12 protein-coding genes are annotated in these 8108 nt (G+C 68.7%); 3 read left to right on the top strand and 9 right to left on the bottom strand.

From position 1 onward, the window contains the following. Positions 1–21 precede the first annotated feature (21 nt). Positions 22–1686: a thiamine pyrophosphate-binding protein gene (locus B2Y21_RS06460; protein ID WP_292058098.1), complete on the bottom strand. Its 1665-nt coding sequence runs from the start codon at positions 1684–1686 to the stop codon at positions 22–24. A gap of 96 nt (positions 1687–1782) precedes the next feature. Between B2Y21_RS06460 and B2Y21_RS06455 the strand changes: the two genes are divergently transcribed. Together B2Y21_RS06455 and B2Y21_RS06450 are read left to right on the top strand one after the other, a co-directional pair. After that, the gene (locus B2Y21_RS06455) at positions 1783–1920 is read left to right on the top strand and encodes an entericidin A/B family lipoprotein (RefSeq protein ID WP_087140513.1); all 138 of its coding nucleotides are present in this window, start codon (positions 1783–1785) and stop codon (positions 1918–1920) included. A gap of 2 nt (positions 1921–1922) precedes the next feature. Further along, a complete protein-coding gene (locus tag B2Y21_RS06450; protein ID WP_313044812.1) occupies positions 1923–2423 on the top strand; it encodes a YidB family protein in 501 nt (166 codons plus the stop codon). 9 nt (positions 2424–2432) lie between these two features. On the opposite strand, the gene truA is transcribed toward B2Y21_RS06450, so the two are convergent. Continuing rightward, positions 2433–3182 (bottom strand): tRNA pseudouridine(38-40) synthase TruA, encoded by a 750-nt coding sequence (gene truA, locus B2Y21_RS06445; protein ID WP_292058094.1) that lies wholly within the window; start codon positions 3180–3182, stop codon positions 2433–2435. Between the two features lie 13 nt (positions 3183–3195). Between truA and B2Y21_RS06440 the strand changes: the two genes are divergently transcribed. Continuing rightward, positions 3196–3435: a hypothetical protein gene (locus tag B2Y21_RS06440; protein ID WP_292058092.1), complete on the top strand. Its 240-nt coding sequence runs from the start codon at positions 3196–3198 to the stop codon at positions 3433–3435. On the opposite strand, the gene fmt is transcribed toward B2Y21_RS06440, so the two are convergent. From fmt to B2Y21_RS06405, 7 genes are all read right to left on the bottom strand, one after another. Then, positions 3427–4350, bottom strand: a complete 924-nt coding sequence (gene fmt / locus B2Y21_RS06435) for a methionyl-tRNA formyltransferase (protein ID WP_292058090.1) — start codon at positions 4348–4350, stop codon at positions 3427–3429. The genes B2Y21_RS06440 and fmt overlap by 9 nt on opposite strands. A gap of 27 nt (positions 4351–4377) precedes the next feature. Continuing rightward, positions 4378–4593 (bottom strand): hypothetical protein, encoded by a 216-nt coding sequence (locus B2Y21_RS06430; RefSeq protein ID WP_125900438.1) that lies wholly within the window; start codon positions 4591–4593, stop codon positions 4378–4380. Beyond that, positions 4593–5165: a peptide deformylase gene (def, locus tag B2Y21_RS06425; protein WP_292058087.1), complete on the bottom strand. Its 573-nt coding sequence runs from the start codon at positions 5163–5165 to the stop codon at positions 4593–4595. Before def ends, B2Y21_RS06430 begins: the two co-directional genes overlap by 1 nt. A gap of 73 nt (positions 5166–5238) precedes the next feature. Further along, positions 5239–5646, bottom strand: coding sequence for an acyl-CoA thioesterase (locus B2Y21_RS06420; RefSeq protein WP_292058085.1), 408 nt, complete (start codon positions 5644–5646; stop codon positions 5239–5241). A gap of 86 nt (positions 5647–5732) precedes the next feature. Next, positions 5733–6350, bottom strand: a complete 618-nt coding sequence (locus tag B2Y21_RS06415; protein WP_292058082.1) for an exosortase H-associated membrane protein — start codon at positions 6348–6350, stop codon at positions 5733–5735. Then, positions 6347–6880, bottom strand: coding sequence for an exosortase H (gene xrtH / locus B2Y21_RS06410; protein ID WP_292058080.1), 534 nt, complete (start codon positions 6878–6880; stop codon positions 6347–6349). The genes B2Y21_RS06415 and xrtH overlap by 4 nt, the downstream gene beginning before the upstream one ends. Positions 6881–7017: 137 nt before the next feature. Beyond that, the coding region (locus B2Y21_RS06405; protein WP_292058079.1) for a PLP-dependent aminotransferase family protein at positions 7018–8108 on the bottom strand (1091 nt) is incomplete at its 5' end.

Here is an 8108-nt window from a genome sequence, read left to right as displayed (position 1 = left end):
CCCTCTCCCGCCGGGAGAGGGTCAGCCGCCGCGCAGGTCGGTGATCGTCCGGCCCGGCGCGATCTGCTCGGCGTCGGTGATCAGGTGGACCAGGGCGGGGCGGCCGCTCGCCGCCGCCTCGCGCGCCGCCGCCAGGGCCGCCGGGAAGTCGCCGGTCGTCTCGCAGCGTACGGCGAAGGCGCCGAAGGCCTCGGCGAACTTCACGAAGTCGGGGTTCTTCAGTTCGGTGGCGATGACGCGGGTTGGGTATTCCCGCTCCTGGTGCATGCGGATGGTGCCGAAGGTTCCATTATCCACGACCACGACAATGACGCCCAGCCCGTACTGGGCGGCGGTGGCCATCTCATTGGCGCTCATCATGAAGTCGCCGTCGCCGGCGATGCAGACCACTTCGCGCGACGGATGGACCGCCTTGGCCCCCAGCGCCGCCGGATAGCCGTAACCCATGGCGCCCGAGGTGGGGGCCAGTTGGGTGCGACGGGCCTGATGGCGGTGGAAGCGGTGCAGCCAGGCGGCGAAGTTCCCCGCGCCGTTGGTCAGGATGGCGTTCTCGGGCAGGGCCTGCGCCAGATGGGCGATGACCTCGCTCATATTGACCGCGCTCTTGACCTCGATGGGCGAGGAGAAGCCGAGGAAGTCGGCATGGGCCGTCGCGCCCTGTTCGGTCCAGACGCGCCCCGGATCGATGGCCGACAGCGCCAGGGCCGCCAGCGAATTGTCCGCCGCCGCGGACAGGGCGGGCGCCCAGACGCGGCCCAGCTCTTCCGGTCCCGGATGGATGTGGATCAGGGTTTCGGCCGTCTTGGTGCGGTCCAGCAGGGTGTAGCCCTGGGTCGGGTTCTCGCCCATGCGTGCGCCGATCACCAGCAGCAAGTCGGCGTCCTTGACCCGCGCCACTAGCTTGGGGTTTGGCCCCAGACCGAGGTCGCCGGCATAGCCGGGGTGGTCGTTGCGGATCAGATCCTTGCGGCGGAAGGACAGGGCGACCGGCAGGCCCAGGCGTTCGGCCCATGCGGCGATCGCGTCGGTCGCCTCATCGGTCCAGCCCGAACCGCCCAGGATCAGCATTGGGCGTTCGGCGCGCGACAGGCGCTTGCGCACCTGTTCGACGAAGGCCGGGTCCAGCGCGGCCTTGGCCGGGACGACGGGACGGATCGGCGAGGGGCCGCCGTCCTCGTGCAGGATGTTCTCGGGCAGGGCGACGACGACCGGGCCCATGCGGCCCTGCTGGGCCGTGGCGAAGGCGCGTTCGACGACTTCCACCGTGCGCTCCGGGCTCTCGATCTCGGTCGCCCACTTGGCCAGACCGCCGAACACTTCGCGATAGTCGACTTCCTGGAAGGCGCCGCGGCCGCGGTCGGTCAGGGCGATCTGGCCGACGAACAGGATCATCGGCGTCGAATCCTGATGCGCCGTATGCACGCCGATCGAGGCGTGGGTCGCGCCCGGCCCGCGCGTGACCATGCAGACGCCGGGGCGTCCGGTCAGCTTGCCGTAGGCCTCGGCCATGTTGGCGGCGCCGGCCTCGTGGCGGCAGACGATGACCTCGATCTTGTCCTGGACGTCAGCCAGGGCGTCGAGCACGGCGAGATAGCTCTCGCCGGGCACGCAGAAGACCTTGTCGACCCCGTTCATCACCAGGGTTTCGACCAAACGGCGGGCGGCGGTTCCGGAAGCTTGCGTCATGCTTTCGCCGTTAGCAGATTGAAGGATGAATTGGCCATCCAACCTTATGGTCAAGCTTCACGTTGAAGCGTCAAATCGATCCACGGGGATTTCATCATGCGCAAGCTCATCGTTCTCGGCGTCATCGCCGCCGCCCTGACCACCGCCGCCTGCAACACCGTCGCCGGCGTGGGCCGCGACGTCTCGGCGGTCGGCCAGGCCGTCACCTCGGGCTCGGAGCGCGCCAAGAGCTGAAATTGACGGCGACGCGGCGGCGTTGCCTTGTTTTGCGTTTTCGCCACAAATCCACAGACGAAGTCCGTCATTCTGACGGCGCAATCGGAGGAATTGAGATGGGACTTCTGGACAATATCCTGGGCGGCCTCGGCGATGACGCCGCCGGCGGCCTGGCCGACCTGCTCAAGGGGCAGGGCGGCGTGGCGGGCCTGGCCGAAAAGTTCGGCCAGAACGGCCTGGGCGACGTGGCGGCCTCGTGGATCGGCAAGGGCGGCAACGCCGCGATCTCGCCGGAACAGATCGCCGCCGTCATCGGCTCGGGCCCGATCGCCGATTTCGCCCAGAAGCTGGGCATTTCGCCGGAACAGGCCAGCGAGACCCTGGCGGGTCTTCTGCCGGAAGCCGTCGACCGTCTGACGCCGGGCGGCAACGCCGACGGCGCGGACGACATGCTGGGCGGCTTGCTGGGTAATCTGCCGGGCGGCCTCGGCGGCGCGCTGGGCGGTCTGTTCAAGCGTTAAGGCTTGGCGCTAGGCCTCGGCCGCATAGGTGACGCCCGTCAGATAAAGCCCGTCTGACGGCGCCACCGGGCCGCACCGCGCGCGGTCCCTGGCTTCGAGCGCCTCGGCCAGGTCGGCGGGGCGCCAGCGGCCCAGGCCGACCTCGGCGATGCTGCCCGCCATCGAGCGCACCTGGCGGTGAAGGAAGCTGCGCGCCTCGAACACCAGATGCACCTCTTCGCCGACTCTGGCGACGCGGGCCACGTCCAGCGTCTTGACCGGACTGGCCGACTGACAGGCGGCGTCGCGGAAGGTGGTGAAGTCGTGCAGGCCGATCAGGGCCTGCGCCGCCGCATGCATGGCCTCGGCGTCCAGCGGCTTCTTGACGTGCCAGACCCGGCCTCGGTCCAGCGCCGGGCGGCCGGGGCGGTTGAGGATGCGATACAGGTATTTGCGGCCGTTGGCGGTGAAGCGGGCGTGCCAGTCGTCGCTGACCGGCGTGCAGTCCAGCACCGCCACCGCCTCATTCATCAGATGGGCGTTCAGGGCGTTCATCACGGTGCGCGCAGGCCAATCGCGTTCCAGATCGACGTGGCAGGTCTGGCCCGTGGCGTGGACGCCTGTGTCCGTGCGCCCGGCGGCGGCGATCCGCACGGCTTGGCCGCTGAAGGCGGTGATCGCCGTCTCGATGGCGCCCTGCACGGTCGGCTGGCCGGGCTGAGCCTGAAAGCCGTTGTAAGCTGAGCCGTCGTATTCGATGGTGAATCTATATCTAGGCATTCGGAGCTTCTAAATGGCTGTAGTCACCAAGTTCGAACGTTTTGAGAAACGCACCTTCAGAATCCAACCGACCCAGGTGGTGGGACATTTCGGAACGTTTGGGGAAGGCGAGCAAAAAGTCCTTCAGATCGACACTCAAGGTTCTCAAAAGCGCGAAAAACCTCAGAAGCAAAGCCAAACGCTTCAGCTGACGCGGCAGAGTGCTTTTGAGCTTTGGAAGCTACTTGATGATGAGTTCAAATTCTCAGCTTAGAATGGCGCCGGCTGGAACCGGAAAGCCCCGCAGCATTTCGTCGGCGGCCTGCGCGGCCTTGCCGGGACGCTGCACGCGGGTCAGGCGCACGGCGCCGGTTCCGCAGGCGATCGTCAGGGCATCGGCCAGGACCTGGCCGGGCGTCCCTTGTCCTTCGGCCAGAACCGACATCAGAGCCTTGACGCGGACAGGCTCGCCGTCGGCCTCGACCTCGAACCAGGCGCCGGGGAAGGGCGACAGGCCGCGGATGTGAGCGTCCACCTCGGCGGCCGGGCGGGTCCAGTCGATGCGGGCCTCAGCTGAGGTGATCTTCCTGGCGTAGGTCGGCTCGCCGGCCTGCTCCGTCTCGGTGAAGCCGCCGCGCTCGATGGCGGCGAGGGCGCGGGGCCACAGGGCGGCGCCGACGTGGGCCATGCGGTCGCCCAGAGAGGCGGCGGTGTCGTCGGCGTGGATGTCCATCAGCTCCGACAGGATGATGGCGCCTTCGTCCAGGCCCTCGCTCATCCGCATGATCTGGGCGCCGGTCTGGCGGTCTCCGGCCATGATGGCGCGCTGGATCGGGGCGGCCCCGCGCCAGCGCGGCAGCAGCGACCCGTGCAGGTTGAAGCAGCCCAGGCGCGGCGCCTCCAGCACTTCCGGTTTCAGGATCTGGCCGTAGGCCACGACGCAGGCGGCGTCGAGGTCCAGGCTCTTGAAGACGTCGATGGCCTCCTGCGCCTTCATGCTCTCGGGCGTGAAGACCGGCAGGCCCATGGCCTCGGCGAAGGCGTGAACCGGCGACGGCGTCAGCTTCTGACCCCGCCCCTTGGGGCGCGGCGGTTGCGAATAGACGGCGACGATCTCGTGCCCCGAGGCGATCAACTCGGCCAGGGACGGCACGGCGAAGTCGGGGGTTCCCATGAAGGCTAGGCGCATGGGCAGGCCTTTAGACCGTGAGGCCGATTACATCCAGCGGGTATAGACGCCGCCGCCCTCGTCCCACTCGCCGCCCGCATCCAGGGCGTCGTCGAAATCGAGCAGGCGGTCGATGACCACGCCCGCCACCACGCCGACAGCGGCGACGGCCAGCAGGGTCGCGATGCTGGCGACGCCGACCTTTTCGTTGCGGGTCAGGCGGCGGCGACCGCGTTGATCAATGATGCGGGTCTTGCGAGCCATCAGGCGGCCATCCTCGCGTGTTTCTTGACCTTGGAGACCGCCCTGTCGCGACGCAGGCGCGACAGGTGGTCGATGAACAGGACGCCGTTCAGGTGATCCAGCTCGTGCTGGAAGCAGACCGCGTACAGGCCCTCGATCTCTTCCTCGATCGTCTCGCCCTGATAGTTCATGTAGCGCACGCGCACGCGCGCCGGACGCTCGACCGCGTCGTAATAGGTCGGGATCGACAGGCAGCCTTCCTCATAGGAGAACATCTCCTCAGACGACCACAGGATTTCCGGGTTGACGAAGAAGCGCGGGTTGCGTCGCTCCAGCGCCTCTTCCTCGGTCTGCGGCTCGTCAGCGGCGCCCTCGACCGGCTTGTCGCCCAGGTCCATGACGACCACGCGGGTCAGCTCGCCGACCTGCGGCGCGGCCAGGCCGATGCCGGGCGCGTCGTACATCGTCTCCAGCATGTCATCCATGAGGGCGCGCACGGCGTCGGTGACGCCGCCCTCGACGGGCGCGGCGACGGTCTTCAGGATCGCCAGGTCGGCGGCGTTATCGATAGTCAGGATACGACGAATGGCCATGCGGGGGAGGTAGGGCCGCCGCCCCCGAACGTCAAGAATTTCCGACCGTGGCGCTCGGACTTCTCGGCCGGCTTCAGGCCGGCGGCACTTCGCGCGGCTTGCGGTCCTGGTCGATGGCCACATAGGTGAAGACGCCCTCGGTCACGCGGACCGACTGGGCCTCGGCCTGGCCGCGGGCGCGCTTCCACGCCTCGACATGGACGCGGATCGACGTGCGGCCCGTGCGGATGATCTTGGCGTAGATGGACACTTCGTCGCCGACCGACACCGGCTGGTGGAAGACCATGCCGTCCAGGGCCACGGTGGCGCAGCGGCCGCCCGCGCGCTCGAACGCCGGGGTCGCCCCCGCCAGGTCCATCTGCGCCAGCAGCCAGCCGCCGAAGATGTCGCCTTCGGGGTTGGTGTCGGCGGGCATGGCGATGACGCGGCCGACAGGCTGGCCTTCAGGCAGGGTGGCGGCGGCTTTGTCGGCGTCGGACACGGATGACCTCTCGAGGGGGCTTTATCGAGGTCGGTTCATGCGCTTGTGCGTGATCGTGTGCAAGTCGTTCTCGTTCTCGTCGGCGCTCACTCCGGGAGGATCGTCGGCGCCAGGGCCATGCGCCCTTGGGGGTTTAGCAGCGCCCACAGCAGGATAGCCGACAGCAGGGGCAGAACCGACATGGCGATGTAGCGCCCCAGCAGAGCAGCCTGGGCGGCGGCGGGGTGCAGGGGCGCGGCGGCAAGCTGGACTGCGGTCTGGCTGCGGGCCGTGGCGAGGGCGGGGTTCAGCATCGGCGCCAGCTCGCCCCAGACATAGGCGATGACGGACAGGATGAAGATGAGCGCCAGGATCGCCAGACCGAGAAGGATCGCGCGGACCGGCCTGGCGGGGCGCGGAGGCGCGACCATGAAGGCCAGGAAAAGAGGGGCGGCCAGCAACAGCCGCCGCACGGTCTCCTTGGCGACCGGATAGACTAGGTTTCCGTCGCCGCTCGCCAGCGCCAGATCGGTCTGCACCAGCCAGTTTCCATCCACGACCGACAGTCCCGGCAGGGCGAACAGGGTCATCACCAGACGGGCGACGGGCGCCAGAAGGCTTGCGGCGGCATCCGCCCCCCAAAGCCACCACGGCGGCAGGCTGACGATCAGGACGGCGAGGCACCACAGGGCGAAGCGGCGGTGATCCGGGCTGAAGAAGATCACGCCGCGGCCTCGGCCGCCGGACGCTGGAGACGCGCCCAGGCGAAGAAGATGACCAGGGCTTCAAGACCGATCATGGCGTCCCAGACATAGAGGTGGAAGAAGTCGAACATCGGCTGCGACCCCCGCGCCAGATAGAGCAGGCTGATGATCCTGAGCAGGTTCACCAGCTGCAGGGCGCCAATGGCGAGCGCCGCGCCGATCAGGGAGCGCTTCAGCGAGGTCGGATAGGCCAGGATGGCCGCCGCCAGCAGGGCGCAGACCTCGACCGCATTGCATCCGGCCAGAACCTGAACGGCGCCGACGCCGTCGCTGAACCGCAGGATGTCGCCGATGGCCTGAACCCGTGAATCGAAGGGGGCCAGCAACCAGGCGGTCACGCTGACGAGGCTCTGGGTGAACGGCTGGACGAAACCCTTGTCCGCCCAGGGCGTCGCCAGAACCCAGAAGAAGGCCAGGGCGATCAGGCCGAACAGTCCCAGAAACTGGACGGCTGGGCTGCGGAGCACGGCGCCGAGTTTAGCTGCGGACATGGCGTCGGCGAGCCTCAGGCGTCATGCGATGCGCCAATCGCAGTCGTTTCATAGGCGTCCCCCGTCTCTTGAGCGTTCTTTATGACGGGCGTGATGATTTGCACACCCTTGTCATCTGACCGAATGGCCGCAGAACGTCAGCGCGGTTGCGCCGCCTTCAGCCTCGTCACGGCGCGGACCAGTTCAGCCTCGTCCAGGCTGGCGAAGCCGATGCGGAAGGCGTTGGCGCCTGGGTCGTGGCTCCGGCTGGGTTGGAGTTGCAGCTGGCCGCCGTGCGTCAGGATCAGGCCGGATCGCTCGGCCTCGGCGGCCCAGGCGGCGGCGTCGATGTCCGGGCTCACGCGCAGCCACAGCGCCAGCCCGCCCGCCGGCTTGTCGAAGGCGACCGCGTCGCCCAGCCGGGCGGCGATCTCGGCGCACAGCAGGTCGCGGCGTTGCTCGTAGATCTTGCGCGCCTTGCGGGCGTGGCGGCCCAACTCGCCGTCGTCGATCAGCCGCGCCAGCGCCCGTTCCAGCGGCAGGTCGCCCTGACGATCGATGGCCTCGCGTCGCGCGGTCATGGCCTGGATCAGGTCCGGCGCGCCCGTCGCATAGCCGATGCGGACCACGGGCGAGAGCAGCTTGGACACTGAGCCGATATGGATGATGCGGTTCGCGTTCTGGCCCTGGCTTAGGGCGCGGGCGGCCAGGGGCAGGACCGGGCGCCCCTCGAAGCGGTATTCATGGTCGTAGTCGTCCTCGATCAGGATCAGGTCGTGCCTACACGCTAGCTCCAGCAGACGCAGACGCCGTCCGGCGCCCAGCGTCACCGTGGTCGGGAACTGATGATGGGGCGTGACATAGACGGCGCGGATGGCCGGGTCGCGGGCGAGCAGCGCCTCCAGACGTTCGACGTCCAGGCCGTGCGCATCGACCGGGGCGCCGACCACCCTGGCCCCGGCCGCGCGAAACGCCTTCCACGCCAGCGGATAGCCGGGATCTTCGACGGCGACGGCGTCGCCGGGTTTCAGGACGGCGGCGGCCAGGAACAGGGCCATCTGGCTGCCGCGCGTGACCAGGATGTCGTCGGCGCCGATCGTCAGGCCGCGCTCGGCCGACAGATAGCGGGCCAGGGCCGTCCGCAGCGAGGGCGCGCCGCGCGGGTCGCCGTATCCGGGCAGCGATTTGAGTTCGGCGCCGGTCAGCGAGCGGCGGAAGGCCCTGGCCAGCTCCAGCCCCGGCATCAGGC

The organism is Brevundimonas sp. UBA5936 (genome assembly GCA_002430835.1).
Lineage (GTDB): Bacteria > Pseudomonadota > Alphaproteobacteria > Caulobacterales > Caulobacteraceae > Brevundimonas.
Note: the sequence above shows the minus strand (reverse complement) of the source record. Positions and strands in the feature narration are given on the sequence as shown.